The sequence below is a fragment of the Streptomyces sp. NPDC045701 genome (genome assembly GCF_056432045.1).
Genome location: NZ_JBWKJV010000014.1, coordinates 39,225 through 64,196 on the forward strand (window position 1 = coordinate 39,225; position 24,972 = coordinate 64,196).

The 24,972-nt window shown below is 72.7% G+C and carries 24 protein-coding genes; 9 read left to right on the plus strand and 15 right to left on the minus strand.

What is annotated here, in order from left to right; translation table 11 throughout:
* Window positions 1-8: 8 nt before the first annotated feature.
* The 4 genes from melC1 to AC07DW_RS17350 all read right to left on the minus strand — a co-directional run bounded on the left by melC1 (window position 9) and on the right by AC07DW_RS17350 (window position 4,142).
* The gene (melC1, locus tag AC07DW_RS17335; protein WP_478858507.1) at window positions 9-407 is read right to left on the minus strand and encodes an apotyrosinase chaperone MelC1; all 399 of its coding nucleotides are present in this window, start codon (window positions 405-407) and stop codon (window positions 9-11) included.
* Between the two features lie 297 nt (window positions 408-704).
* A complete protein-coding gene (locus AC07DW_RS17340) occupies window positions 705-1,457 on the minus strand; it encodes a succinate dehydrogenase/fumarate reductase iron-sulfur subunit (RefSeq protein WP_478858508.1) in 753 nt (250 codons plus the stop codon).
* On the minus strand, window positions 1,454-3,436 hold the full coding sequence (locus AC07DW_RS17345; protein WP_478858509.1) for a fumarate reductase/succinate dehydrogenase flavoprotein subunit: 1,983 nt from the start codon (window positions 3,434-3,436) through the stop codon (window positions 1,454-1,456). The genes AC07DW_RS17340 and AC07DW_RS17345 overlap by 4 nt, the downstream gene beginning before the upstream one ends.
* A gap of 1 nt (window position 3,437) precedes the next feature.
* Complete coding sequence (locus AC07DW_RS17350) at window positions 3,438-4,142, minus strand: succinate dehydrogenase cytochrome b subunit (protein ID WP_478858510.1); 705 nt, start codon at window positions 4,140-4,142, stop codon at window positions 3,438-3,440.
* A 95-nt stretch (window positions 4,143-4,237) separates the two neighbouring features.
* Between AC07DW_RS17350 and AC07DW_RS17355 the strand changes: the two genes are divergently transcribed.
* Window positions 4,238-5,134: a LysR family transcriptional regulator gene (locus AC07DW_RS17355; protein WP_478858511.1), complete on the plus strand. Its 897-nt coding sequence runs from the start codon at window positions 4,238-4,240 to the stop codon at window positions 5,132-5,134.
* A gap of 334 nt (window positions 5,135-5,468) precedes the next feature.
* Here the strand turns inward: AC07DW_RS17355 and AC07DW_RS17360 are convergent, their stop codons facing one another.
* Window positions 5,469-6,149: an NAD(P)H oxidoreductase gene (locus tag AC07DW_RS17360; protein ID WP_478858512.1), complete on the minus strand. Its 681-nt coding sequence runs from the start codon at window positions 6,147-6,149 to the stop codon at window positions 5,469-5,471.
* A 113-nt stretch (window positions 6,150-6,262) separates the two neighbouring features.
* Between AC07DW_RS17360 and AC07DW_RS17365 the strand changes: the two genes are divergently transcribed.
* A complete protein-coding gene (locus AC07DW_RS17365; protein WP_478858513.1) occupies window positions 6,263-7,195 on the plus strand; it encodes an AraC family transcriptional regulator in 933 nt (310 codons plus the stop codon).
* A 159-nt stretch (window positions 7,196-7,354) separates the two neighbouring features.
* On the opposite strand, the gene AC07DW_RS17370 is transcribed toward AC07DW_RS17365, so the two are convergent.
* The 3 genes from AC07DW_RS17370 to AC07DW_RS17380 form a co-directional block, all read right to left on the minus strand.
* A complete protein-coding gene (locus tag AC07DW_RS17370; RefSeq protein WP_478858514.1) occupies window positions 7,355-9,523 on the minus strand; it encodes a putative bifunctional diguanylate cyclase/phosphodiesterase in 2,169 nt (722 codons plus the stop codon).
* Window positions 9,520-10,332 (minus strand): SAM-dependent methyltransferase, encoded by an 813-nt coding sequence (locus AC07DW_RS17375; protein ID WP_478858515.1) that lies wholly within the window; start codon window positions 10,330-10,332, stop codon window positions 9,520-9,522. Before AC07DW_RS17375 ends, AC07DW_RS17370 begins: the two co-directional genes overlap by 4 nt.
* Window positions 10,333-10,602: 270 nt before the next feature.
* The gene (locus tag AC07DW_RS17380) at window positions 10,603-11,634 is read right to left on the minus strand and encodes an SCO0930 family lipoprotein (protein WP_478858516.1); all 1,032 of its coding nucleotides are present in this window, start codon (window positions 11,632-11,634) and stop codon (window positions 10,603-10,605) included.
* A gap of 200 nt (window positions 11,635-11,834) precedes the next feature.
* Between AC07DW_RS17380 and AC07DW_RS17385 the strand changes: the two genes are divergently transcribed.
* The 3 genes from AC07DW_RS17385 to AC07DW_RS17395 all read left to right on the plus strand — a co-directional run bounded on the left by AC07DW_RS17385 (window position 11,835) and on the right by AC07DW_RS17395 (window position 14,042).
* Window positions 11,835-12,449: a hypothetical protein gene (locus AC07DW_RS17385; protein WP_478858517.1), complete on the plus strand. Its 615-nt coding sequence runs from the start codon at window positions 11,835-11,837 to the stop codon at window positions 12,447-12,449.
* Between the two features lie 92 nt (window positions 12,450-12,541).
* Complete coding sequence (locus AC07DW_RS17390) at window positions 12,542-13,315, plus strand: bestrophin-like domain (RefSeq protein WP_478858518.1); 774 nt, start codon at window positions 12,542-12,544, stop codon at window positions 13,313-13,315.
* 169 nt (window positions 13,316-13,484) lie between these two features.
* A complete protein-coding gene (locus AC07DW_RS17395) occupies window positions 13,485-14,042 on the plus strand; it encodes a hypothetical protein (RefSeq protein ID WP_478858519.1) in 558 nt (185 codons plus the stop codon).
* Between the two features lie 162 nt (window positions 14,043-14,204).
* Here the strand turns inward: AC07DW_RS17395 and AC07DW_RS17400 are convergent, their stop codons facing one another.
* Window positions 14,205-14,690 (minus strand): hypothetical protein, encoded by a 486-nt coding sequence (locus AC07DW_RS17400; RefSeq protein WP_478858520.1) that lies wholly within the window; start codon window positions 14,688-14,690, stop codon window positions 14,205-14,207.
* 322 nt (window positions 14,691-15,012) lie between these two features.
* On the opposite strand from AC07DW_RS17400, the gene AC07DW_RS17405 reads away from it, so the two are divergent.
* Window positions 15,013-15,675 carry a class F sortase gene (locus tag AC07DW_RS17405; RefSeq protein WP_478858521.1) on the plus strand — a complete coding sequence of 221 codons (663 nt, stop codon included), beginning with the start codon at window positions 15,013-15,015 and terminating at the stop codon, window positions 15,673-15,675.
* A gap of 79 nt (window positions 15,676-15,754) precedes the next feature.
* Here the strand turns inward: AC07DW_RS17405 and AC07DW_RS17410 are convergent, their stop codons facing one another.
* The gene (locus AC07DW_RS17410; protein ID WP_478858598.1) at window positions 15,755-16,594 is read right to left on the minus strand and encodes a polysaccharide deacetylase family protein; all 840 of its coding nucleotides are present in this window, start codon (window positions 16,592-16,594) and stop codon (window positions 15,755-15,757) included.
* 211 nt (window positions 16,595-16,805) lie between these two features.
* On the opposite strand from AC07DW_RS17410, the gene AC07DW_RS17415 reads away from it, so the two are divergent.
* Window positions 16,806-18,254 carry an amino acid permease gene (locus tag AC07DW_RS17415; RefSeq protein ID WP_478858522.1) on the plus strand — a complete coding sequence of 483 codons (1,449 nt, stop codon included), beginning with the start codon at window positions 16,806-16,808 and terminating at the stop codon, window positions 18,252-18,254.
* A gap of 160 nt (window positions 18,255-18,414) precedes the next feature.
* Here the strand turns inward: AC07DW_RS17415 and AC07DW_RS17420 are convergent, their stop codons facing one another.
* Entirely contained in the window at window positions 18,415-19,617 is a 1,203-nt protein-coding gene (locus AC07DW_RS17420) for a CapA family protein (protein WP_478858523.1), read from the minus strand.
* Between the two features lie 270 nt (window positions 19,618-19,887).
* On the opposite strand from AC07DW_RS17420, the gene AC07DW_RS17425 reads away from it, so the two are divergent.
* Both AC07DW_RS17425 and AC07DW_RS17430 read left to right on the plus strand, forming a co-directional pair.
* A complete protein-coding gene (locus tag AC07DW_RS17425) occupies window positions 19,888-20,427 on the plus strand; it encodes a sigma-70 family RNA polymerase sigma factor (RefSeq protein WP_478858524.1) in 540 nt (179 codons plus the stop codon).
* 184 nt (window positions 20,428-20,611) lie between these two features.
* Window positions 20,612-21,112, plus strand: a complete 501-nt coding sequence (locus AC07DW_RS17430) for a hypothetical protein (RefSeq protein WP_478858525.1) — start codon at window positions 20,612-20,614, stop codon at window positions 21,110-21,112.
* Between the two features lie 84 nt (window positions 21,113-21,196).
* On the opposite strand, the gene AC07DW_RS17435 is transcribed toward AC07DW_RS17430, so the two are convergent.
* Genes AC07DW_RS17435 through AC07DW_RS17450 form a run of 4 tightly spaced genes read right to left on the minus strand, consistent with a single transcriptional unit; the run spans window position 21,197 to window position 24,848 of the window.
* On the minus strand, window positions 21,197-21,418 hold the full coding sequence (locus AC07DW_RS17435) for a DUF6296 family protein (RefSeq protein WP_478858526.1): 222 nt from the start codon (window positions 21,416-21,418) through the stop codon (window positions 21,197-21,199).
* Window positions 21,419-21,475: 57 nt separating this feature from the next.
* On the minus strand, window positions 21,476-22,705 hold the full coding sequence (locus AC07DW_RS17440; RefSeq protein ID WP_478858527.1) for a histidine kinase: 1,230 nt from the start codon (window positions 22,703-22,705) through the stop codon (window positions 21,476-21,478).
* Window positions 22,702-24,444: a sodium/solute symporter gene (locus tag AC07DW_RS17445; RefSeq protein ID WP_478858528.1), complete on the minus strand. Its 1,743-nt coding sequence runs from the start codon at window positions 24,442-24,444 to the stop codon at window positions 22,702-22,704. The genes AC07DW_RS17440 and AC07DW_RS17445 overlap by 4 nt, the downstream gene beginning before the upstream one ends.
* A 17-nt stretch (window positions 24,445-24,461) precedes the next feature.
* Window positions 24,462-24,848, minus strand: a complete 387-nt coding sequence (locus AC07DW_RS17450) for a hypothetical protein (protein ID WP_478858529.1) — start codon at window positions 24,846-24,848, stop codon at window positions 24,462-24,464.
* Between the last annotated feature and the right edge of the window lie 124 nt (window positions 24,849-24,972).

Below are 24,972 nucleotides of genomic sequence, written 5' to 3' on the forward strand. Positions count from 1 at the left end.
GATCGTGATCAGTTGAGGGTGAGCGGAACGAGCGGGGCGCCCTGCAGTTCGCGGACGGCGGCCCGTGCCACGGCGCGGGGCGTGGCGAGCGGCTCGTAGTGGTTGATCACGCTGATCCAGGTGCCGTCGGCGTTCCGCATGACGTGGAGCTCCTGGCCGTCGACGCGTACGCCCCAGTCGGCGCCGTGCCCCCCGTGATGGCCGCCCCCGTGGTGGCCGCCGCCGGAAGGTCCTCCCTGTATGTGGCGGCCCTGGTAGATCTCGTCGAACGTCTCCGGTACTGCGCCCTGGTGGGCCGTCGCGGCGACGGCCAGGTCGGGCGCCGCGAGGGCGCGCCCGGCGGCGAGGCCGGCGGCGGCCGCCGCGGCGGCGCCGAGGGCGCGGCGGCGCGTGAGGCTGGTGGACATGGGTAACCCCCTGTGTGGTGCGGTGGTGTCGGTACCGCCGGGGGGTGGTCAATTGCCCCCGGCACGACCCATGCGTACCGGGGGCTGGTGGAGTGCGGAATTCCGCGGAGGCCGGTTGGCCCCTATACGGACAACTCGCCATCAAAAGTGCAGACTTGAACGAAGTTGATCTTGCCGTCCGGGCGCCCGGGGGCACCCCGGAGCGAAAGAATTGCGGCGGAATTGGCAATCTCGTGAAGATTCTTTCGCCCCGGGGTGGCGGAAGTGGCCGGGCTCACGCCCGCAGACTGTCCTGAATCAGGCGCGGCGCGCCCCCTTGCGGGTCGCCCTCAGCCACTCCTTGTTCATCGCCGCGATGGACGGCAGCGGGATGCCCTTCGGGCAGGCCGTGGCGCACTCACCGGCCAGCGTGCAGCCGCCGAAGCCCTCCTCGTCCATGACGCGGACCATGTCCAGGACACGGGTCTCCCGCTCCGGCGCGCCCTGCGGCAGCACGTTGAGGTGGTTGACCTTCGCCGAGGTGAAGAGCATCGCCGAACCGTTGGGGCAGGCCGCCACACAGGCACCGCAGCCGATGCACTCGGCGTGCTCGAAGGCGAAGTCCGCGTCCGCCTTGGGGACGGGCGTGGCGTGCGCCTCGGGCGCGGAGCCGGTGGGGGCGCTGACGTAGCCGCCGGCCTGGATGATCCGGTCGAAGGCCGATCGGTCGACCACCAGGTCCTTGACGACCGGGAAGGCGGCGGCGCGCCAAGGTTCGATGTCGATGGTGTCGCCGTCCCGGAACGCCCTCATGTGCAGCTGGCAGCTCGTGGTGCGCTCCGGGCCGTGGGCGTCGCCGTTGATGACCAGCGAGCAGGCCCCGCAGATGCCCTCGCGGCAGTCGTGGTCAAAGGCGACCGGGTCCTCGCCACGGAGGATCAGCTCCTCGTTGAGGGTGTCGAGCATCTCCAGGAAGGACATGTCCTCGGAGATGCCGTCCACGTCGTAGGTGGCCATGGTGCCGGGGGCGTCGGCGTTCTTCTGCCGCCAGACGCGCAGGGTGAGCCTCATGCGTAGCTCCGCTGAGTGGGGTGGACGTACTCGAAGACGAGGTCTTCCTTGTGCAGGACGGGAGCGCCGGCGGCGCCGGGGCCGTGCTCCCCCGAGGGGCGGTCCCCGGGCCCCCGGAACTCCCAGGCGGCGACGTACGCGAACTCCTCGTCCCTGCGGGCCGCCTCGCCGTCCGGGGTCTGGGACTCCTCACGGAAGTGGCCGCCGCAGGACTCGGCGCGGTGCAGGGCGTCGAGGCACATCAGTTCGGCCAGCTCCAGGTAGTCGACGACGCGGTTCGCCTTCTCCAGTGACTGGTTGAACTCCTCACCCGTCCCCGGCACCTTGATCCGGCGCCAGAACTCCTCGCGGATCCGCGGGATCCGGTCCAGCGCCTTGCGCAGCCCGTCCGCCGTGCGCGCCATGCCGCAGAACTCCCACATCAGCTCGCCGACCTCGCGGTGGAAGGAGTCGGGGGTGCGGTCGCCGTCGACCGCGAGGAGCCGGGCGAGCCGGTCCCGGGTCTCGCCGACCGCGTCCCGTACCGCCGGGTGGTCGTCGGTGACCGGCTCGGTGCGCGGGGCCCGGGCGAGGTAGTCGTTGATGGTGGACGGCAGGACGAAGTACCCGTCGGCCAGGCCCTGCATCAGCGCCGACGCGCCGAGCCGGTTGGCGCCGTGGTCGGAGAAGTTGGCCTCGCCGATCGCGAACAGGCCGGGCACGGTGGTCTGGAGGTCGTAGTCCACCCACAGACCGCCCATGGTGTAGTGCACGGCGGGGTAGATCCGCATCGGCACCTCGTACGGGTTCTCCGCGGTGATCCGCTCGTACATGTCGAAGAGGTTGCCGTACTTCTCCTCCACCGCTCCCCGGCCCATGCGCCGGATGGCGTCGGCGAAGTCCAGGTACACGCCCTGGCCGCCGGGGCCGACGCCGCGGCCCTCGTCGCAGACGTTCTTGGCGGCGCGGGAGGCGATGTCCCGGGGTACGAGGTTGCCGAAGGAGGGGTAGATCCGCTCCAGGTAGTAGTCGCGCTCGTCCTCGGGGATCTCGTTCGGCGGCCTGCGGTCGCCGCGCGCCCTGGGCACCCAGATGCGGCCGTCGTTGCGCAGCGACTCGCTCATCAGGGTGAGCTTGGACTGGTGGTCGCCGGTGCGCGGGATGCAGGTGGGGTGGATCTGGGTGAAGCAGGGGTTGGCGAAGTACGCGCCGCGCCGGTGGGCGCGCCAGATCGCGGTGGCGTTGGAGTTCATGGCGTTCGTCGACAGGTAGAAGACGTTGCCGTAGCCGCCGGACGCCAGGACGACCGCGTCCGCGAAGTGCGTGGAGATCTCGCCGGTGATCAGGTCGCGGGCCACGATGCCGCGCGCCCGCCCGTCGACGACGACCAGGTCGAGCATCTCGGTACGCGGGTGCAGCTCCACGTTCCCCGCCGCGATCTGGCGGGACAGCGCCTGGTAGGCGCCCAGCAGCAGTTGCTGGCCCGTCTGGCCGCGGGCGTAGAAGGTACGGGAGACCTGGACGCCGCCGAAGGAGCGGGTGTCGAGAAGGCCGCCGTACTCACGGGCGAAGGGCACGCCCTGCGCCACGCACTGGTCGATGATCTCGACGGAGATCTGCGCGAGCCGGTGGACGTTGGACTCGCGGGCGCGGAAGTCGCCGCCCTTGACGGTGTCGTAGAAGAGGCGGTGGACCGAGTCGCCGTCGTTGCGGTAGTTCTTGGCCGCGTTGATGCCGCCCTGCGCGGCGATGGAGTGGGCGCGGCGGGGTGAGTCCTGGTAGCAGAACTGGACGACGCGGTAGCCCTGTTCGGCCAGGGTCGCGCCGGCGGAACCGCCCGCCAGGCCGGTGCCGACGACGATGACCGTGTGCTTGCGGCGGTTGGCCGGGTTGACCAGCTTGGCCTCGAACCGGCGCCTGTCCCAACGCTCGGCGACGGGGCCGGCGGGCGCCTTGTCGTCCCTGATCGGCGCGCCGATCTCGTAATCCAGGTAGCTCATGTCAGCTCACCACTCCGGTCATGACGGCGACGGGTACGGAGACGAAGCCCGCGGTCAGCGCCAGCGCGAGGACGTCGGCGAGGGTCTTCAGCGCGCGGTCGCGGGTGGCGTTGCCCACGCCGAGGGTCTGGGCGGCGGACCAGAAGCCGTGCCGGATGTGCAGCCCGACGGCGAGCATCGCGACGATGTAGATGACGTTGCCGTACCAGGTGGAGAAGGTGGCGACGACGTTCTCGTAGGGGTGTCCGGGCCGGGCGCTCGGATTCACCGTCAGCGTCGTGAGGTCCAGGATGTGCCAGACGATGAACAGCGCCACGATCACGCCGCCCCAGCGCATGGTGCGCGTCGCGTAGCTCGCGCGGCGGCGCTTGTGGACGTACGCGATGGGGCGGGCCCTGATGTCGCGCCTGCTGAGCTGGTACGCGGAGACACCGTGGGCGATCACGGCGGTGAGCAGCACGACGCGGGCGATCCACAGTCCCCATTCGTGGTGCAGTACGGGTTCGCCCATGGTGCGCAGCCAGTGGCCGTAGGCGTTGAACTCGCCGGGGCCGAAGAAGACCTTGAGGTTGCCCATCACATGCGCGACGAGGTAGGCGATCATGACGAGGCCGCTGACGGCCATGACCGTCTTCTTGCCGACCGTCGAGCGCCAGAACGTGCGCGGGAAGGACGGTTTCCGATCCGTCCGCGTTGCCAGAGCCATGGCATCGACGCTAGGTGCGGCCCGGCCAGAGGTCCAAGACATGGTCCGGCTGATCTCCATAGGCGATGGCTATGCTTGGCGCCTAAGGTGGTGCCATGCAGTTCCAGCAGCTCCTGTACTTCGTGGCCGTGGCCGAGACCCGGCATTTCACCCGGGCCGCCGAGCGCGTGCACGTCTCGCAGCCCTCGCTGTCGCAGCAGATCAGAGCCCTGGAGAAGGAGCTGGGCGCCGAGCTGTTCAACCGGGCGCGCGGCAACATCGCGCTCACCGACGCGGGAGAGGCGCTGCTGCCGCTGGCCCGCCGCATCCTGGCGGACGCCGACACCGCGCGCCACGAGGTGCAGGAGCTGGCCCAGCTGCGGCGCGGGCGGGTGCGGCTGGGGGCGACGCCGAGCCTGTGCACGGGACTGCTGCCCGACGTGCTGCGGGCCTTCCACGACCTGCACCCCGGCATCCAGCTGCTGATCGAGGAGAGCGGCTCCCACGACCTCGTGCGCGAGCTGGCCCGCGGGGCGCTGGACCTCGCCCTGGTGGTGCTGCCCCTGCCGGCCGCGTCACCGGCGCTGACGACGGTCGAGCTGCTCCACGAGGACCTGGTGGTCGTCTCCTCCGCCGCGGCACGGGCCCCGGACCGGCCCGTCCGGATCGCGGATCTGGAGGGCCGGCCGCTGGTGATGTTCCGGCACGGCTACGACCTGCGCGAGCTGACGGTGGCGGCGTGCCGGGCGGAAGGCTTCGAACCGTCGTTCACGGTGGAGGGCGGCGAGATGGACGCGGTGCTGGGATTCGTACGGGCGGGGCTGGGCATGGCGGTGGTGCCCGCGATGGTCGCCGCCCGGTCGGGCCGTGACCTGCGGGTCACCGCCCTGGCCCCGCCCGGGCTGCGCCGGACGATCGGACTGGCGCACCGCAGCGACGTGGCGCCGCCGCGCGCGGCGCGGGAGTTGCAGCGGCTGCTGCTGGCGCGCCGCCCGGACGGCGCCCGGTCCTAGACCGCGTCCGGCCACCTCACCCATGTGCGGGGAACCCGCGCCGGCCGGCCGGCGCGGCGAGCTGTTGCGGCCACCCGCACCACCAAGGCCGGTCGGTGTGGTCACCCAGGCACCGCGGACCGCAGCGCTTGCGGTGAACTTCTCGTCGTCTCCGACGAACTCGCACGGGAACTCGTCGTCGGTCGCCTCGCGGTGGACACCGGACATGGTGGCCGAGAGACTCCGGCAGGGCAGGACCGCCCGAGTCCAGGGCCGGGTACACCCGGCGGCCCGGGCGGGGTGAACCGGGGCACTCATCCGTCCCGGGCGGGGTGACCCGCGATTCTCGTGGCGGTCAGGCCGTCACTCGTTCCTCGGCGATGAACTTCTCCACGAACTCAGCGGCACGCCGGTCGAAATCGGCGTACTGGGCCTCTCGCTCGGCGCCCGCGACCGCCGCGCCGATCGAGAGGTTGCCTTCGGCGTCGACGCGCTGCGGGCGCTCCTCCGCGTCGGTGAGCAGGCCGACGGTGGAGTGGGAGAAGCCGCAGTAGTAGGCGATGCCTTCGCTCAGATTGGTTTCGAGGACTGCTCGCATCCCCTCCACAATCGGATCGTCGCCGGTCGCGCCGGCCAGGCCCAGCCACAGCATCCGCTTGCCGGCGAGGCGGGGCTTGCTGCGGCCGTAGGCGAATCCGTAGTTCCACACCCGGTCGATCCAGCCCTTGAGGAGGGCGGGCACGCTCTGCCAGTACACCGGGAAGACGGCCACGACGACGTCGGCGTCGAGGACGCGCTGCATATGGGCTCGCACTTCGTCCGAGTACGGCTTGTCCCGGTTGCCCCAGTCCGGCTGGTCCGACACGTTCATCCGCGGGTCGAACCCCTCGGCGTGCAGGTCGAGCAGGTCGATGCGGAATCCGGCGGCTCCGAGCCGGGCGGCGGCACGGCGGGCCGTGTGCGCGGTGAGGGAATCGTCGCGGTGGTGTGCGACGACCACGAGTGCTGTCCTGGCCTTGGTGCCCTGTCGCGTCACGGTGTCTCCCGGCTGGTCTCGGTGGGTGCGATGTGTCCAGTACAACTGCCGGGGCGTGGATGATCCATGGGAAAAACGCTCCGGAGCATAGGAGTTCGTCTACGGTGCCTTCCGTGGATCCTTTGAGTTCGCTACTGAGTGGCATCCGGGCAGAGGGCTCGGTCGTCAGCCACGCCGTGCTGACGGCGCCCTGGACCATCCGCTTCGCCGACGACGCACCGCTCACCATGATCAGCGTGCTGCGCGGCGGGGGCACCCTGCTGCTGCCCGACGGCACCGAGCGAGCAATCGGCGCCGGCGACACGGCCATCGTGAACGGCCCCGCGCCGTTCCATCTCGCCGACCGTCCCAGCACCGTCCACGGCTCCCACGCCGCGTACGAGATCGCGTGCTTCACCGCGAACGCCGGGTGTGCCGCCCGGCAACTCGGCGGTATTCACTGGAGCACCGACGACTCGGAGCAGGCGACCGCGCTGATCGTGGGCGCCTACCGTGCCTCGGGCCACCGGCACGAGCGGCTCCTGCGTGCCCTGCCGCCGGTCTTGGTGATCACGGAGGACGTCGAGGTCTGCGGCTGGCTGGAGACCGCCGCCGCCGACGCCGCCCAGCTGTCGGCCGGTTCGCAGGCGCTGATGGACCGGCTCCTCGACTGGGCCCTGGTGTGCACGTTGCGCAGTTGGTTCGACCAGGTCGGCGCCGACGCGCCCAGCTGGTACCGGGGCCTGGCCGACCCCGTCCTCGCCCCTGCCCTGCAGGCCTTCCACGACCGGCCCGCCGAGTCCTGGACAGTGGAGTCGCTGGCCACTCGAGCCGGCGTCTCCCGGGCGCTGTTCGCCAAGCGCTTCACCCAGCTGATGGGTCGCCCGCCCCTCGCCTACGTCACCGAGTACCGCATGGACGAGGCCGAGGCGCTGCTGACCGACACCGATCTCAGCATCGCCCAGATCGGGAGGTCGGTCGGGTATGCCGACGCTTTCGGCTTCAGCGCGGCGTTCAAACGCCTCAAGGGTCGGAGCCCCAGCACATTGCGCGTCAACGGGGCCTGATCGGCGTCCCGTCCGCAGAAGAGAACCTGCCGACCGGCCGCACGGCCCTCCTCGCTCGGGTCGCGGACCGGCCGGGGCGCAGCAGCCGGTCCGCACGGCCATGCGCCGGGAGAGCGGGATGGCGCCGATGTCAGGTCCTCGGCGCCTGCCGGCATCGGTCTAGACCGCGTCGGCCAGTACCAGTGCGTGGATCCGGTCCGGGGCGCCGGGCCGGGCGTAGTACCAGCCCTGGGCGGTGTCGCAGCCCAGCTCGCGCAACTGCTCCGCCTGCGCGCCCGTCTCCACGCCCTCCACCGTCACGGCGAGCTCCAGGCTGTGCGCCAGTGAGACGATCCCTTCCACGATCTTGAGGTCGACCGGGTCGATCGGGTGCTGCTGCATGCTCTGGGTGAAGGAGCGGTCCAGCTTCAGCACGCTGACCGGCAACCGGCGCAGGTTGGCCAGGTTGGAGTAGCCGGTGCCGAAGTCGTCCAGGGCGATGTCCACGCCCATCTCCGCCAGCTGCCGCAGCGGCTTGAGCAGGTCCTCGTCGGCGCCGATCAGCGCGGACTCGGTCACCTCCAGGCACAGCGCGCCCGGGTCCAGCCCCGAGCGCTCCAGTACGTCGACGGTGTCGGCGACCAGGTTCGGGTGGTGCAGCTGCGTCGGCGACAGGTTGACGTTGATGCGCAGGGGGCCGCCGTCCGCGTGGCTCCGGTTCCAGAACCGGGCCTGGCGCACCGCCTCCTGGAGCACCCAGCGGCCGAGCGGCACGATCAGGCCGGTGTGCTCGGCGAGCGGGATGAACCGGTCGGGGCCGAGGACGCCGTGCTGCGGGTGGCACCAGCGCACCAGCGCCTCCGCGCCGTGCACGCTGCCGTCGCCCAGGTGCACCAGCGGCTGGTACTCGATGAAGAACTCGCCCCGGTCCAGCGCCGCGGGCAGCGCGGTGGTCAGGCCGTGCCGGGTGATGGCGCGGGCGTCCGCCTCGGGGTCCGCCCGCTCGAAGCGGTTGCCGCCCGCCGCCTTGGCCCGGTACATGGTGATGTCGGCGCTGCGCAGCACCTCCGCCGGTCCGCGTTCCCCGGCGGGCCCCTCGACGATTCCGACGCTGCCGCGCACGGTCAGCTCACGGCCGTCCAGCCGGACCGGCGTGGCCAGGGCGCCGAGGATGCGGTGGGCGAGCTCGTCGGCCTGCTGCTCGGTGTCCGTGCCGGTGGTGAGCGCCACGAACTCGTCGCCGCCGAGCCGGGCCACCATCTCGCCCGGCCGGGTCGCCACGCTCTGCAGCCGGTCGGCGACCTCGACCAGCAGGCGGTCGCCGGCCGCGTGGCCGAGGCTGTCGTTGATGGCCTTGAAACCGTCGAGGTCGAGGTAGCACAGGCCGAAGCGGGTGCCGTCGCCCGAGGACAGCACCTTGTCCAGCCGTTCGAAGAACAGGGTCCGGTTGGGCAGCCCGGTCAGCGCGTCGTGCGTCGCCTCGTACCGCAGCCGCAGGTTGAGCAGCCGGCGCTCGGTGGTGTCCTCCATCAGCGCCAGCTGGTACTGCGGGTCCCCGTCGGCGTCCCGCAGCAGGGAGACGGTCAGGTTGGTCCACAGGACGGTGCCGTCGCCCCGGTAGAAGGGCTTCTCGACCTGGAAGTGGTCGCGCTCGCCGCGCACCAGCTCCTCGTACAGCCTCCAGACGTGCGGCGCGTCCTCGGGGTGCACCCACTCGCTGACCCTGCGGCCGCGCACATGGTGCTCCAGGCCGCCGAACATACGGGTGAGGGCCCCGTTGACCTCCAGGACGTTGCCGTCGAGGTCGGCGATGCCGATGCCGATGGCGGCATCCTCGAAGACCGCCCGGAAACGGGCCTCGGTGGCGTGCAGGGCCTGCTCGGCGAAGCTGCGGGCCACGAGCGCCGAGCGGGCGATGGCCTCCTGCTCCACGAGGGTGCGTTCGCGCAGTGCCTGGGCGAAGCCGGCCGCCATCGCGTGCTGGAGCCGGGCGCAGCGGGCCCGGAGCTCCTCCGCGGCCGCGCTCTCCCCGTCGCCGCCGCAGTACAGCACCAGGTACGAGTCGACGACACCGAGGCTGCGGCTGAGCGCGTCCGGGTCGGTGCAGTGCGCCGCCACGAGTGCGGCGCCCACGCGGTGCGCGGGCGCCGGGTCGAACGGCCGCGCGTGCAGCGCGTCGCAGAGGTCGCGGGCCAGGGGCAGCAGGTGCCGCTCTATCTCGGGGCGGGTCAGCGACGTGGCCGTGACGGGGAAGACGGCCCGGCTCCAGATGGTCGCGAACCGCTGGAGTCTGTCTTCCAGGCCGTCCGGTTGTATGGCGGAACCGGGGGCCTGCGCCGGCATGTTCACGCCTTGCGCCCCACCCCTGCGAAGCCCGAGAAGGCGTATGGATCCTCCTGGTCGACGGCGTTCTCCGGCCGCCACTCCGGCATCTTGACCAGTCCGGGTTCCACCATCTCGAACCCGTCGAAGAAGCGCGCGATCTCCTCGCGCTTCCGCATCACCAGCGGGTTGCGGATGTCGCGGTAGACGCCCACCGCGCCGCCCACGCGTTCCTGGGGCAGCGGGATGCCCTCGTACGCGGCGTGGCTGATGATCAGCAGACTGCCGGGCGCCAGGGCGTCGCGCAGCTCGGCGACGGCGCGCCGCGGTTCGTCCGCGTCCTCCACGAAGTGCAGGACGGACACCAGCAGCAGGGCCAGCGGCCGGTCGGGGTCGAGGAGCCGGCCGGCCTCGGGGGCGTCCAGGATGTCCTGCGGCTTGCGCAGGTCGGCGGCGACGACGCCGGCGTTCTCGTTGCCCTCCAGCACCGCCCGGCTGTGGGCGACGGCGACCGGGTCGTGGTCGACGTACAGGACACGGGCGCCGGGGTCGGCGGCCTGGGCCACTTCGTGGACGTTGCCGAAGGTGGGGATGCCGGAGCCTATGTCGAGGAACTGGGTGACGCCCTCGCTCACCGCGTACCGCACCGCGCGGCGCATGAAGGCGCGGTTGGCCTGCATGACCTTGGGCAGGCCCGGCACGAATTCCATGGCCTTGCGCGCCGCTTCCCGGTCCACTTCGAAGTTGTGCGAGCCGCCCAGGTAGTAGTCGTAGATGCGGGACACGCTCGGCACCGAAATGTCGATGCCCGGCGGGGCCCAGGCGGGACGCTCCATCGATGTCTCCAACAAGTCGCCACGGGATGCGGCCATGTTCTTGGCCGGTGTTCGAGCCGAGGCTACTGATCGCCCGCCTGGAGAGCGAGGGGAAACGGAAATTAGCGATCCGTTCTTGGTCACACGTCCCGGTCACCGGCCCCCGGCACGTGCGGGTCTCCCGCCGCCGTACGACCGGCCCGCCGCGCACGCGGGGGGCGTGGGACGGCGGGCCGGTGGGGGGCCGGGCCGGCTGGGCCGGGACCCCGGGTCGGGACGTGCGCGGGGACTCTACTGGGACGCCCCGACCATCTTCCCGGCCGGCGAGATGGCGTACCAGGTGCCGCCCACGCCCTGACCGTTGGTGTCACCGGGCTTCTTGTCGCCCGCGAAGGTGTAGAGCGGCCAGCAGTCGATGGTCTGCTGCTTGACGCCGTCGGGCCGGTCGAAGGTGACGAAGCCCTTGAGGGAGACGCCCTCGGTGTCGTTCTTCTCGACGGGCGCGACGACCGGCCACTTCTCCAGGCACGCGCCGGTGCAGGCGGTCTTCATCGGCCACGCCGAGTCCTTCTCGAACCGGTAGACCGTCATGCCGTTCTTGTCCACCACGATCTCGCCGAGCTTGGGGTCCTTGCGGACGGACAGGCCCGCCGGGTCGGCCGGCGCGCCCCCGCCCTCGCCGCCCTGGTCCTCGGCCGCCCCCTCGTCGCCGGCGCCCTCGTCCTCGGCGGCCCCCTCGTCGCCGCCGGACAGGGCCGCCTTCTTGCCGTCTGGGGCGGCCGCGAACCAGGTGCCGCCCACGCCCTGGCCCTTGACGTCGCCCGGCTTGGCGTCCTTGGCGTACCGGTACATCGGCCAGCCGTCGATGGTGAGTTGCTTGGTGCCGTCGGCCCGGGTGACCTCGCCCATCAGGGAGGCGTCCACGCCGGCCGGGGGCTTGGCGCCGTCGGCGGCCACCACGGGCCAGGCCTTCGCGCAGTCGCCCTCGCAGGCGGACTTCGGCGGGTTCGGCGTGTCCTTGTCGAAGCGGTAGAGCGTGAGGCCCTCGCTGTCGGTGACGACCTTGCCGAGTTCCTTGCTGTCCCAGACGGCGAGCTGGCCGGCCGGCTCGGCGGCGGCCGCCTGCCCTCCGGAACCGGCACCGGAGCCGTATCCGGTGCCCGAGCCGTAGCCGGCGCCGTTCTCGGCGGGCGCGCCCGCCGGTGCGGCGGCGCCGACCGATCCGGCGGGGGCCTGGGCACCCGTCTCCTGACCGCACGCCGTCGTCAGCGCGAGCACGGCCGCCGCGGACAGCGCGAGCGAGGCGTTCCGCCAGGTCTTCATGTCAACTCCCGTTAAACCTAGGTAGCTTGGCGACGCCAGGTGCGCCGTTCATGGCCCTATGTACGGGTGGGAGGGCGGCGCGCGTTCAACGCGCCGGGAGAAATTTCCCCGCCGTTGGTAACGGCAGCAGCCCGAAAACCCCTCCTTTTGGGGAATCACACTGCTTCGGGACGTGTGCGGACCGTTGAACGATCAGGCTCATGCGCGTGTACGGAACCCCTACCGCCCGGCTCCTGGCGGCCGCCGCCCTCGGCCTGCTGCTGTCCGCCCCGCTGCCCGCGGCGGCCGACAGCTGCGCCGTCGCCCACGTCGGACCGGGTACCTCAGCGCCGGTGGTCGCCGTCGCGGGCGACGACACCTGCTCACCGAGCCCCGCGCCGCCCCAGCCACCACCCCCGGCGCCCACACCTCCTCCCCCGCCGGGGCCCAACCCGCCGCCCCCGGCCCCGCCGCCCCCGGAGCACGTCCCGCCGCCCGCGCCGCCACCACCGGATCAGGCCGCGCCGCAGCCGCCGCCACCGCCCTCGGCGCCGAGGCCGCCCGCCCCGGCCCCGCCGACCGCCGGACCTCGACCGGGGCCGCAGCCGGAGCCGGAGCCGAGCGTCCCGCCCCCGCCGGCCACCGCCCCGCCCCCGGCGCCCGGTCCGTCGCTGCGCCCCCGCCCGGCCCCGCCGACCCCCGTACCGCTGCCCGCCTACCGCCGGGCGCAGCGTGCCGAACGGGCGGGTGGCCCCACCACCGTGACCGTGATGCTCCTGATCATGGCCCCCGCGGTGTTCGGAGCCGCGGTCCTGCGCCCCCGCTCGTCCCGCTAGCCGTCCCGCCGGACCACCGGCCGACCCACCCGCCAACCGCCCGTCAACCGTCCGCCGGACACCCCGTCGGAACAGCCCGCCCGGAGCTCACCTTGTCGGAATGGCTTGTCCTGTCCATCGCGATGGCCGCCGCCTGCGCGGTCGTCCTGACCATCGTCGTCATCAACAACCGCAGGATCGGCGACGACGACGACCCCTCCGAGACCCCCGACGTCATCGAGTACATGACGATGATGATCGGCGTCGTGTACGCCATCGTGCTCGGCCTGGCGATCGCCGGCGTCTGGGAGGGCCGCAGCGCCGCCCAGGAGAGCGTGCGCCAGGAGGCCCAGGCGCTGCACGAGGTGTCCGCCAGGGCCGAGGTCTGGCCGGCGGACGTGCGCGCCCGTATCCGCGCCGACGTGGACGCGTACGTCTCGCACGTCGTCGACTCCGAATGGCGGGTCATGGCCGACCGGGGCGAGCTGACCGACGAGGGGACCGACCTGCTGGAGCGGGTGCGCCGCACCGTCTCCGACTACCGGCCCGCCGACGCCCACGAGGGCGACGCGTACCAGCCGATGGTGGACCAGGTGGCGATCGCCGACGACGCGCGCAGCGCCCGCGCCGAGAACGCGGGGGCCACCATGCCGGGGGTGGTGTGGTTCGGCCTGATCACCGGAGCCCTGATCACGGTGGGGCTGATCTTCACGCTCCAGATCCGGCGGACGTTCCGGGAACTGCTGCTGGCCGGCCTCTTCAGCGCCCTGATCGCCTTCCTGCTGTTCCTCATCTGGTCGTTCGACGCGCCGTTCGGCCGTGGGACCTCCGCGACCCCGGATCCCTTCCTCACCCTCTTCCCCCACATCAAGGGCCTGGGCGACTGACCGGCGGCGGCGCCCCCCTCCGCCGTCCGGGGGACCTCGGTGCCCCATTCGCCCGTCCGGGCTCGCGGTTGTGGTAGAGCGCTCCTAGCGTTTCCGGCATCGAGGTGCATATCAGACGCTTTGTGGATATCCCTTCCGCAGCTGCCCCTCGGGACCCGGAGGATTGACGATGCGCGCGATAGGTGCCGCCTCCGCCGCTCTCCTCGGAGCGGCCGCTCTCGCCCTGACCGCTCCCGCCCCGGCGGTGGCTTCCGGCAAGTTCGCCCCCGGCGACTTCGCCATCAGCCCCTCGACCGTCCAGCCGGGGGGCCGGGTGGTGCTCACCGCCCCCGGCTGCTCCGGCACCGCCATGGCCTCGTCGGGCGTCTTCGACACGGTCACCATCCCGGCCGGCCGGTCGGCGACGGCCACCGTGGACTGGGACGCCAAGCGGGGCGCGGTCTACACGGTGTCCTTCTCGTGCGCCGGCGGCACGCCGGGCACGGCCGGCCTCACGATCTCCGCCGCCACCAGCACCCCGACCACCAGCTCGACCGCCGTGCCGACGGTGACCACGACACGCACCGTGACGACCACGGCGCCGAGCCAGGGCGTCCGGGGTGGTGTGGGCGGCAGTGTCGGCGGCCTGAACGCCGGCCAGCTCGCGGCCGGAACCGGGCTGGTCGTGGCGGCGGCCACCGCCGTCATCTTCATGCTGCGCCGCCGCGCCGAGGGCCGGCGCCACTGAGAACGCCGTTTCCCGGGAGCGATCCGCCTCCGGGAGCACCCGCCTCCGGGCGGGCACTCCACCCCCCGGGGCGCCGCTCCCCCGCACGCCCGTCGCCCCGAGTCCTGACCGACCAGGACTCGGGGCGGCGGGCGTATTCGGCCGACCGGGAGGTTCGGCCGGTCAGACCTTTCCGCCGCTCAAACGGCGACGGCGGCTGATGAACAGCCCGCCACCGACGGCCGCCGTGGCGACCAGGGCACCGCCGATGGCCATCTCGGTGGAGCTCGGCGCCATCGAACCGCCGAGACCGCCCTGGGAGCCGTGACCGCGGACGACCGTGAAGGTCCTGGTGACCACCATCGAGTGGTCGGTGCACTTGACGGCCAGGTTGTACTGCCCCGGCGTGGCGTGGTCGTAGATCCGGGGCGTGGCGGCGGAGTGCCCGGAGGGGTTGACCGTGAGGGCGGTCTTGGGGAACGCGTTGGACGTGACCGTGCCGCCGTGGCCGCACCCCATGGCGCTGACCGCGAGCTGGCCTCCCTGGTGCACCCGGGTCGGGGAGACCGTGACGTTGGTGGGACCGTTGTTGGCGAGGGCCACGGGGGCGCAGAGCCCGATGGCCGCGCCGGCGGTGGCGGCCACCGCGAGAGCGCGTGAAGCACGCATCGTTGAACCTCCAGTGGAAGACGCCCCGAAGCGGCGCTCCGGGAGGATTCGACGAGTACGCCTTCCACGACGAACCTTCACAAGCCGGTGCGATTACCGCATTTCGGAGTTCGCCCACCCCGGTGAGCCGACAGGCCGGTGCCGGGGCCGCGTATCTGACGGAGTCGCAGGTCACGTACCGTCAGGACGGTCGACGGAGGATTCGCGCGACGATGACACGGATGGGTCATCCCCCCTGGCGCCCGCCACCCGTTCGCCCCTCTCCTGATCGCCGGTGCCGCACGGCGCACTTAGCGTGCTACTACGCCGCGAAGGGAGAACCATGGGCAGGGGCCTGGACCACAGTGGCTTCGAGACGAGGAGCCGCTCACCGTGGGGAGCGCTGGCTCTCGTCATGCTCACCGGCCTCGCGATGATGCGGAACGGCGTCGACACCCAGCCCGGCCCGCCCCAGCCGGCCCCCGCCGCCGTCGCGGAGAACCGCCGCGCGGGCGCGGTGCCGGTCGCGCCCGCGGGGCTCCGGCCGCTCGCGTACGCGCCCGCTTCCCGGATCCGTATCGAGTCGATCGACGTCGACGCACCGATCATGGACGTCGGGATGGACCGGGCCGGCTGGATCGAGGCGCCGCCCGCGCAGGACCCCAACATGGCCGGCTGGTACCAGAACGGCATCTCCCCCGGGCAGCGCGGTACGTCGGTGATCGTCGGCCACGTCGACAACAAGGCCGGCCCGGCGGTGTTCTACGGACTGGGCTCGCTCAAGAGGGGGGCCCGCGTGGAGGTGACGCGGTTCGACGGGCGGGTGGCCGTGTTCGAGGTGTACGGGATCGAGGTCTTCTCCAAGGAGGACTTTCCCGGGGTGCGCGTCTACGGCGACACCGGGCACCCGGAGCTCCGCGTGATCACCTGTGGCGGCGGCTACTCCAAGGCCCACGGCTACGACGGCAACGTGGTCGCCTTCGCACGACTGGTGGCGACCCGCTGAGCCGGCCGAGGGGCGGGCCGGTGGGCGGGCCGGGCGCCCCGAACCGGCTCGGCCCGCCCGGCGGGGGCCGCGCGGCGCCTCACCGGCGCGGCACGGTCAGGTGGTAGCCCGCCGCCAGCAGTTCCGGCAGGTAGGTACGGAGGGCGGCGACGCTCTGGGAGCGGTCGCCGCCCGCGTCGTGGGAGAGGACGACGACGCCCGGCCCGGCGCCGTCCAGGACGCGGCGCACGATCGGGCCGGTGCCGGGCTCCTGCCAGTCGAGGGTGTCCACCGTCCAGGCGAGCGGCTCCATGCCCAGTTCGGCGCCGATCTCGAAGGAGTGCCGGTTCCAGGCGCCGAAGGGGGCGCGGTACCACAGCGGAGGGGCGCCGAGGGTGCGCTCGACGAGATCGCTGGTGCTGCCCAGTTCGTCGCGGATGCGGGAGGGCCTGAGCTTGGGGATCAGCGGGTGCGACCAGGAGTGGTTGCCCACGACGTGCCCGTCGTCGGCCATCTCGCGCAGGAGGTCCTGGTTCGCGGCCGCCATCTCGCCGCAGACGAAGAACATGGCGCGCACGTCGTACCTGCGCAGGGTACGGAGGATGGCGGGCGTGTAGCGGGGGTCGGGCCCGTCGTCGAAGGAGAGGACCATCGACCGGCCGGCACCGGACACCCGCAGGAAGGGCCGCTGCCGTACGGGGGGCAGGGCGCGCCGGTGGCGGGGCGGCGCGTACGCGGTCATCGGCTGGAGCCGGTACGAGGACGGGGCCAGGCGGTGGCCCGCCTGCGGCCCGGCGGCGCCGGGCGGCACGGGGGCGGGGCCGGGGGGCCGGGACGGGCCTGGAGGGCTTCCCGTCCGTTCCAGGGCGAAGAGTCCGAACGTCGTGGTGGCCCCGAGTGCGGCGGCGATGCGCAGTACCATCCGCCGCCCCGTGGGCATTTGATCCGTTTTCATGATTGATAACTCGCATGGCGGATGCCCCGCGCCCCTGACCCACACCGTCCGGGCGGCCGATTGCACCCGATGGGACCAGTGGGACGCCGGACGGCGACCGGTGGCGTCCGGTGGTGTGTGTCGTCTTCCCCCGCGTCCCGGGGTGGGCCATCATGATCCGCCGTCAGCCGCTGCCGTTCGCAAAGAGGTGACGCTCATGGCCCGGATCCGCGCGGGGCAGGGAATTCTGCGCCGCAAACCCATCGCACTGATCGACGAGGGCGTCGAGGAGGAACGGCTGACCCGGACGCTGGGGCTGTGGCAGCTCACGGCCATCGGTGTCGGCGGCATCATCGGCGCGGGCATCTTCACCCTCGCCGGCACGGTCGCCAACGGCACCGCCGGTCCCGCCGTGCTCGTCTCGTTCCTGATCGCCGGCGTCGCCAGCGCCGCCGCCGCGTTCAGCTACGCCGAGTTCGCCGGGCTGATCCCCAAGGCCGGATCGGCCTACACGTACGGGTACGCGGTGCTCGGCGAGCTGGTGGGCTGGCTGATCGGCTGGGACCTGCTGCTGGAGTACACCGCGATCGTCGCGGTCGTCGCCATCGGCATCTCCGGCTACTTCAACTTCCTGCTCGGCGAGTTCGGCGCGGAACTGCCCGCCTGGATGCTGGGGGCGCCGGGGACCGGCGAGGGCCACCGGATCGACCTGTTCGCGGCGGTGCTGTGCCTGCTGATCGCCTACCTGCTCACGCTGGGCATCAAGAACGCCGCGCGCTTCGAGACGGTCGTCGTGGTCCTGAAGGTGCTGGTGGTGCTGCTGGTGATCGTGGTCGGCTTCTTCCACGTCACGTCCGACAACTACACCCCCTTCTTCCCGTACGGGGTGGGCGGCGCGTTCACCGGCGCGGCGACGGTGTTCTTCGCGGTGTTCGGGTACGACGCCATGTCGACGGCGGCCGAGGAGTCCAAGGACGCGCAGCGGCACATGCCGAAGGCGATCCTGTACTCCCTCGCCATCTCGATGGTCCTGTACGTCCTGGCCTGCCTCGTCCTGACCGGTATGCAGAACTACACGGAGGTCGACCCGGAGAGCGGGTTCTCCACCGCGTTCAAGTCGGTGGGCCTGGGCGGGCTCGCGGACGTGATCGCGGTGGGCGCGATCATCGGCATCCTCACGGTGATGTTCACGTTCATGCTGGGCGTCACCCGTGTGTGGTTCTCCATGTCCCGGGACGGGCTGCTGCCCCACTGGTTCGCCAAGACGCACCCGACGCGGCACGTCCCGACCCGGGTGACGTGGATCGTCGGCGTGGCGTCGGCGCTCATCGCGGGCTTCCTGCCGATCGGCGAGGCGGCCGAGCTGACCAACATCGGCATCCTGCTGGCGTTCGTGGTGGTGTGCGTCGCGGTGATCGTGCTGCGCTACCGGCGGCCGGAGCTGCCGCGCACGTTCCGCACGCCGGGGATGCCGTTCGTACCGGCGATCGGCGTGGTCTTCTCCATCTGGCTGATCACGTTCCTGCAGTGGCAGACGTGGTCCCGGTTCGCCGTGTGGTTCCTGCTGGGCCTGGTGGTCTACTTCGGCTACTCGTACCGCAGGTCGAACCTGGCCCGGGCCGAGGCCGCGGACCGCACACGGACGGACGGGCCGCCCGCCCCGTGAGCCGCTACGACGACGAGCGGCCCTTCCGCCCGGGGGACGCCGTGACGGCGCCCCCCGGGGAAGGTACCCGGCCCCCGCGGGTCGGAGTGCCGCCGACCGGCCCACGCGCTCCCGCGCCGCCGTCTGTGACCGCGCGTGGAGTAGCGCCCAAAGACACCCCCTAGCCGCCCATGACCAGGCCGTCCTTGGCGGCGCCGCGGCTGAGGGCGACCTGCTGGATGCGGTCGCGTACGTCGGTGAGGTTCTCGCCCGCCCTGATCGCGGCGTTCAGGTCGACCACCCGGCCCGTTCCGGTGTTGAACCACTGCGGCAGGAACTCCGCCTTCGCCACGTTCCAGCGGGCGCCGGGCGTGGTGGGAGGGGCGAAGGTGAAGCGGCCGATGGTGCCCTGGTTGCCGCGCGGGTCGAAGACGCCGCTGTAGTTGATCATGTCGCCGGCGATCTGGTCGCCCATGCCGTAGACGATCCAGGTGCCGTTGACCTTCTCGTACGCCTGCGGCACATGGGCGTGGGTGCCGATGATCAGGTCGATGTCGGGGCGGCCGCCGGTGGCGGCGGCGGTGAGGCCGCGGCCGAGGTCCAGCTGCCGCTCGTCGGGGGCGGTCTGCCATTCGGTGCCCCAGTGCAGGCTGACCACGACGACGTCGGCGCCGGCGGTGCGGGCCGCCCGCGCGTCCGTGAGGATCCTGTTCTCGTCGATGAGGTTGACCGCCCAGGGGCGGCCCTGGGGCAGCGGGATGTCGTTGGTCCCGTAGGTGTACGCCAGGTGGGCCACCGTGGCGCCGCCGGCCTCGAGCAGGGTGGGGCGGGCCGCCTCCGCGGCCGTGCGGGCGGAGCCGGCGTGACGGACGCCCACCTTGTCGAGGGCGTCCAGGGTGCGGCCGAGCCCGTCGGCGCCGTCGTCGAGGGTGTGGTTGGAGGCGGTGGAGCAGGAGTCGTAGCCGGTGGCCGCCAGCGCGGTGGCCACCTCGGGCGGCGACTTGAAGGACGGGTAGCCGGTGTAGGGCCCGCCCTTCTTGCCGTACACCGTCTCCATGTGGCAGATGGCCAGGTCGGCCCGGGAGATGACGGGCTTGACGCCCGCCAGCATGGGGCGGAAGTCGTAGCCGGTGCCGCCGGCGTCCACCTGGGACTGCCGGATGATCGAGGCGTGCGGCAGGACGTCACCGGTGGCCACGAGGGTGAAACCGCGGTCCGGCGCGGCGGCGGCGCCGCCCGCCGAGGAGGGCGCGGGCGGGGCGGCCCGGTGCGACCGGTCGGCCGGGGCGGGCGGCCCGGCAGGCGTACCGGCACAGCCTGCCGTGGCGGAGAGCAGAACGGCGGCCACCGCCACCGTGGTCCGTCGCATGGGCGTGGTGGTCATCAGCCGTACTCCGTGGGGCTCGGGGGTGCTGGTGAGAGGCGGGGTGCTCCCCTGGATCCCTACGGGAAATAAAGGTCAGACAATCCTTAAATACCTAAAATCATACAAATGCACCGATCGGGGACCTCCCCCTCCGGACGACCGTTCGCCGCACCATTCGCCGCTCGGTGTGACCGCTCGTCGCACACCCCGGTGCGGCGCCTGTCCCCGTGGGCCGGGATGCGTTCGGATACGCGTCGAGGTGCGAGTACGGCGCGGAAGGGTGTGACGATGACGACGGCGACCACCGACGAGCGGGCCCTGGAGGAGCTCCAGCGGGAGCACGGCCCCGCGCTGCTGAGCTTCCTGCTCGGCCTGACGTACGGCGACCGGCAGCGCGCCGAGGACCTGCTCCAGGAGACGCTGGTACGGGCGTGGCAGCACCCCGAGGCGTTCGAGGCCCCCTACGAGTCGATGCGTCCGTGGCTGTTCACCGTCGGCCGGCGGCTGGCGATCGACGCGCGCCGCTCCCGGATGGCCCGCCCCACCGAGATCGGTGACAGCGTGCTCGCCGGGACCCCCGACCCCTCGGACGTCACCGAGTCCGCCGTCGCCGCGCTGGACGTGCGGGCGGCGGTACGGGAGCTGAGCCCCGAGCACCGGGCGGTGCTGGTGCGGATCTACTTCGACGGCCTCTCCGTGAAGGAGGCCGCCGCGGACCTGGGCATACCGGCCGGAACGGTCAAGTCGCGGTCGCACTACGCGCTGCGGGCGCTCGGACGGTGCCTGCCGGGCTACAGCAGGACGCTCTCCGGCTCGCTCCGGGGCTGACCCCTCCCGCCACACCGCCCTCTCCGGGCACCTCGGCGTCCGTGCGTCACGGTCCCCGGCCGGAATGTAGGCGAAACCACAGCGCCGAGTTGAGCAAAGAGCGGCCACGGGCCGTGCCTGACGGTAGAGGCTCGTCGTCGAGGACCACACGCACGCGCAGAACGTCCGGGAGAAGGTGGGAACGTTGCGGCCCGAGAGCACGAACGGCACCGGCGGGGGCGGGCTGGCCGTACCGATGGCCTGGCTGTGTGCCGAGTACATCGCCGACGAATTGCTGAGAGCCGGCGGCCTGGTCGAGCCCGGCTCGCTGGAGTACCAGGCGGGCCGCCGGACGCTCGCGCTCACCGTCTACCTCGGTGACGGCACCGGCGACGCCACCGGCCCGGACGCCCGGGAACGGCTGGACGAGTGGCTGGCCCGCACCGAGTACGGCCACCCCTGGGAGGAGTGGGTGCGCGAGCGGCTGGCCGCCCGGCGCCGGCGCGACGGCGACGAGGACGAGGGTGTGGCCCTCGCCCGGGAGACCTGGCGGCGACTGGAGGACACCCACCTGCTCGCCACCGACCTGGGCGCCCTGTCGGCCGGCCCGGCCGCCGCGCCGGCGGTCGACGAGTCGGAGGCGGTGTGGCTCCCCTCCTGGCGCCTGGGCCTCCCGCTCGGCCATCTGGCGCTCCGGCTGCACTGAGCGCCGCGCCGCCGGGCGGGCGCTTGGGACGACCGGGTCGCGATGGCGGGCCCTGGGACGGGCGGCCCCCTCAGGGGCGGGGCCTCAGTGCGGCTGGACCGGGTGCGCCCGGACCCTGAGCGGCAGGTCCTGGTGACCGCTGCTGGCGAGCATCCGCACCTCGCCCCGGTCGCTTATCTCCGCCAGGACGATGCCGGTGTCGTCGGAGTAGACCGGATGCCCCCCGGCTCCGCTGCGCTCGGTGCGGTGCACCAGCACGACGTCCTCCTGCCCGAAGTCCAGCTCGTAGTGCTCGTGGATACGCATGGCTGCCTCCCGATGAGCGTTCGCCGCCACGCACCCGCGTCCCCATAGCTGGACATTTCATTCCTGAACGGACGCCGGGGGGTCGCGGTGGACACCCGCGCGGTACTTCGGGATACGCACCGTGACCTTCATCCCCGCGCCGACGCCTGTCTCGGCGACCAGGCCGTAGTCGTCCCCGTACACCTGGCGCAGCCGTTCGTCGACGTTGGACAGGCCGATGCCGGACGCCGGGGGCCGCTCCCCCGCGAGGACGGCGCGCAGGACGTCCGGCTCCATGCCGACCCCGTCGTCCTCGACGGTGACGACCGCTTCGGCGCCCGCGTCCTCGGCCGCGATGATCACCCGGCAGGTGGTGCGGGAGTCCTCCAGGCCGTGCTTGACGGCGTTCTCCACCAGTGGCTGGAGGCACAGGAACGGCAGCGTCACCGGCAGCACCTCGGGCGCGATCCGCAACGTCACCTGGAGCCGGTCGCCGAACCGCGCGCCCGCGAGCGCCAGGTACTGCTCGATGGAACGCAACTCGTCGGCGAGTTGCGTGAACTCCCCGTGCCGCCGGAACGAGTACCGGGTGAAGTCGGCGAACTCCAGCAGCAGTTCACGGGCCCGCTCCGGGTCGGTGCGGACGAAGGAGGCGATGGCCGCGAGCGAGTTGAAGATGAAGTGCGGGGAGATCTGGGCCCGCAGGGCCCGGATCTCGGCCTCGATCAGCCGCGTACGGGACCGGTCCAGCTCGGCCAGCTCCAGCTGCACGGACACCCAGCGGGCCACCTCCGTCGCGGCCCGCACCAGCACCGCCGACTCCCGGGAGCCGTACGCGACCAGGGCACCCAGTACGCCCTCCTCGCCGGTCAGCGGTGCGATGACCGCCCACCGCAGCGGGCAGTCCGGCTCGTCGCACGCGGCCCGCACGCTCTGGCCCCGCCCCGAGCCGAGCACCTGGGCGACCCGCTCCATCACCTGGCCCCGGTGGTGGTCGCCACCGGGACCGTCCCAGGCGAGCACGCCGTCGCGGTCGGTGAGGCACAGCGCCTCCGTGCCGAGCAGGGAGCGCAGCCGGCGGGCGGCCTTGCGCGCGGTGTCCCCGGTGAGCCCGGCCCGCAGCGGCGGGGCGGCGAGGGACGCGGTGTGCAGGGTGTGGAAGGTGGCGCGTTCCACGGGGGTGCCGAGGTCCAGGACGTCCTTGCCGGCCCGCCGCCCGGTCAGCCGCCCGAGCGCGAACCCGGCGGCGAGCAGGACGGCCCCGGCGGCGGCCAGGGCCGCGAGGACGACGCCGGCCGTGCCGCTCACCGGCCCGCTCCTTCCGGCTGCCCCGGCCGGGGGCGGCCGGCCAGGTCCTCGGGCAGGTGCAGCCGGGCCAGGATCGCCGGGGTGCCCGCCGGTACACGGCGGGGCGTGGCCAGCGAGACCGCCACCATGGTGAGGAACCCGAGCGGTACGGACCACAGGGCGGGCCACGCCATCAGGGTGTGCGGCCACCCCTCGGGGGCGAGCCCCGCGCGCGTGGCCATCACGGCGGTGAGCGCGGCCCCGCCGCCCGCCACCAGACCGGCCATCGCCCCGGGCGGGGTGAGCCGCCGCCACCATATGCCGAGCACCAGCAGCGGGCAGAACGAGGACGCCGACACGGCGAACGCCAGCCCCACGGCGTCCGCCACCGGAACGTTGCCGGCCACCAGGCTGACCGCCAGCGGCACCGCCACGGCGAGCACGGTCGCCAGCCGGAAGTGCCGCACCCCGCGCGAGGGGAGCACGTCCTGGCCGAGCACTCCCGCGACCGACATGGTCAGCCCCGAGGCCGTCGACAGGAACGCCGCGAACGCCCCGCCGGCCAGCAGCGCGCCCAGCAGCTCACCGGCCGTTCCGCCCACCACCCGGTCGGGCAGGACCAGTACGGCGGCGTCCGCCGCACCGGTCAGGGTCAGCTCGGGCGCGTAGATCCGGCCGAGCGCGCCGTACACCGGTGGCAGCAAATAGAAGGCGCCCACCAGGCCGAGGACGACGAGCGTGGTGCGGCGGGCGGTCCGCCCGTCGGGGCTGGTGTAGAAGCGGACGGCGACGTGCGGCAGCCCCATGGTGCCGAGGAACGTGGCGAGGATCAGCCCGTAGGTGGCGTAGAGCTGGTGGCCGTCGCTGCCGTCCGCCAGCGGCTGCGACCAGCCGAGGGGATCGGCGTCGCCGGCGGCCCGCTCGGGGACGTGCGCCCCCGCCGGGAAGCCGAGGGTGGTGCCGGCCTCGACGCGATGGCCGCCCTCGCCGAGCGTGACGCGTTCCCCCTCGTACCCGGTGGCGTCGACGCGCCCGGTGACGGTCAGGGTCAGCGGCGCGTCGACGTCGACGCGCACGGTGTCGTCCATCGTGACGGTGGTGTGCTCCCTGAAGACGGCCGGCGCGTCGAACCGGGCGCGCGGCGCGTCGTCGCCCCACCACGCGGTGACCAGGAACAGGGCGGGGACCAGCAGCGCGGTGAGCTTCAGCCAGTACTGGAAGGCCTGCACGAAGGTGATGCTCCGCATCCCGCCCGCGGCGACCGCGCCCGTCACGACCACCGCCACGACCAGCCCGCCGACCCACTCGGGGGCGCCGGTGAGGATCTCCAGCGTCAGCCCGGCGCCCTGGAGCTGCGGCAGCAGGTACAGCCAGCCGATGCCGACCACGAAGAGGCTGGCCAGCCTGCGCGCCTCGGGCGATTCGAGCCGGGCCTCGGCGAAGTCGGAGAGGGTGTAGGCACCCGAGCGGCGCAGCGGGGCGGCGACCAGGACCAGCAGGACCAGGTACCCGGCGGTGTAGCCGACCGGGTACCAGAGCATGTCGGGGCCCTGGAGGAGGACGAGGCCGGCGATACCGAGGAAGGAGGCGGCGGAGAGGTACTCGCCGCTGATGGCGGCGGCGTTGAGGCCGGGGCCCACGGTGCGGGAGGCGACCAGGAAGTCCGAGGTGGTGCGGGAGATGCGCAGCCCGAGCGCGCCGATGAGCACGGTCGCGAGGACGACGGCGGTGACGGCGGCGACCGCGTAGGTCTGGTTCACGTCCGGTCCATACGGGCTCAGCGGCCTTCCACCAGGCCGGTGAAATCACACTCGTTGCGCTCGGCCCGGCGGACGTACCAGCGGGCGACGAGCCAGATGAGGGGGTACGCGGCGACGCCGAGGGCGGCCCACACGAACGGCTGGGCGGTGCCGTGGCCGAGGGCCGCGGGGAGCGTGAAGAGCAGCGGCAGCGAACCGACGAGCAGCGCCAGGGTCGCGAGCGCGTAGAGCGCGGCACGCAGCTGGCTGCGCATCAGCGAACGCACGTAGGTGTGGCCGAGGGTGGTCTGCTCGCTGATCTCGGACCGGGCGGGCGCGGGGCCGGGGGGACGGCGGGCGGAGCGTGGCACACCGGTGACCGTCTCGCGGCGGGGGCGGCGCGCGGGCGTGGGCTCTGCGGGCATCGGCGTCCGTGGGGGCTCGCTGGGGCGGGGCGGCTGGTCCGGATGGTGGAGTCTACGCAGAAGCCATTACCGAAGGTAGACCCAGGTTTCCGGCGGCGCCGGACACCGGCCGCCGGGGCGGGGT

Bases quoted from the DNA above. Each gene is read 5' to 3' on its own strand.
- AC07DW_RS17450 (WP_478858529.1), bottom strand. From the start codon at position 24,848: ATGCCCGCAGAGCCCACGCCCGCGCGCCGCCCCCGCCGCGAGACGGTC.
- AC07DW_RS17410 (WP_478858598.1), bottom strand. From the start codon at position 16,594: ATGCCCACGGGGCGGCGGATGGTACTGCGCATCGCCGCCGCACTCGGG.
- AC07DW_RS17345 (WP_478858509.1), bottom strand. From the start codon at position 3,436: ATGAGCTACCTGGATTACGAGATCGGCGCGCCGATCAGGGACGACAAG.
- AC07DW_RS17375 (WP_478858515.1), bottom strand. From the start codon at position 10,332: ATGGAGCGTCCCGCCTGGGCCCCGCCGGGCATCGACATTTCGGTGCCG.
- AC07DW_RS17395 (WP_478858519.1), top strand. From the start codon at position 13,485: ATGCGCGCGATAGGTGCCGCCTCCGCCGCTCTCCTCGGAGCGGCCGCT.
- AC07DW_RS17425 (WP_478858524.1), top strand. From the start codon at position 19,888: ATGACGACGGCGACCACCGACGAGCGGGCCCTGGAGGAGCTCCAGCGG.
- AC07DW_RS17385 (WP_478858517.1), top strand. From the start codon at position 11,835: ATGCGCGTGTACGGAACCCCTACCGCCCGGCTCCTGGCGGCCGCCGCC.
- AC07DW_RS17405 (WP_478858521.1), top strand. From the start codon at position 15,013: ATGGGCAGGGGCCTGGACCACAGTGGCTTCGAGACGAGGAGCCGCTCA.
- AC07DW_RS17400 (WP_478858520.1), bottom strand. From the start codon at position 14,690: ATGCGTGCTTCACGCGCTCTCGCGGTGGCCGCCACCGCCGGCGCGGCC.
- AC07DW_RS17420 (WP_478858523.1), bottom strand. From the start codon at position 19,617: ATGACCACCACGCCCATGCGACGGACCACGGTGGCGGTGGCCGCCGTT.
- AC07DW_RS17355 (WP_478858511.1), top strand. From the start codon at position 4,238: ATGCAGTTCCAGCAGCTCCTGTACTTCGTGGCCGTGGCCGAGACCCGG.
- AC07DW_RS17340 (WP_478858508.1), bottom strand. From the start codon at position 1,457: ATGAGGCTCACCCTGCGCGTCTGGCGGCAGAAGAACGCCGACGCCCCC.
- AC07DW_RS17435 (WP_478858526.1), bottom strand. From the start codon at position 21,418: ATGCGTATCCACGAGCACTACGAGCTGGACTTCGGGCAGGAGGACGTC.
- melC1 (WP_478858507.1), bottom strand. From the start codon at position 407: ATGTCCACCAGCCTCACGCGCCGCCGCGCCCTCGGCGCCGCCGCGGCG.
- AC07DW_RS17350 (WP_478858510.1), bottom strand. From the start codon at position 4,142: ATGGCTCTGGCAACGCGGACGGATCGGAAACCGTCCTTCCCGCGCACG.
- AC07DW_RS17380 (WP_478858516.1), bottom strand. From the start codon at position 11,634: ATGAAGACCTGGCGGAACGCCTCGCTCGCGCTGTCCGCGGCGGCCGTG.
- AC07DW_RS17415 (WP_478858522.1), top strand. From the start codon at position 16,806: ATGGCCCGGATCCGCGCGGGGCAGGGAATTCTGCGCCGCAAACCCATC.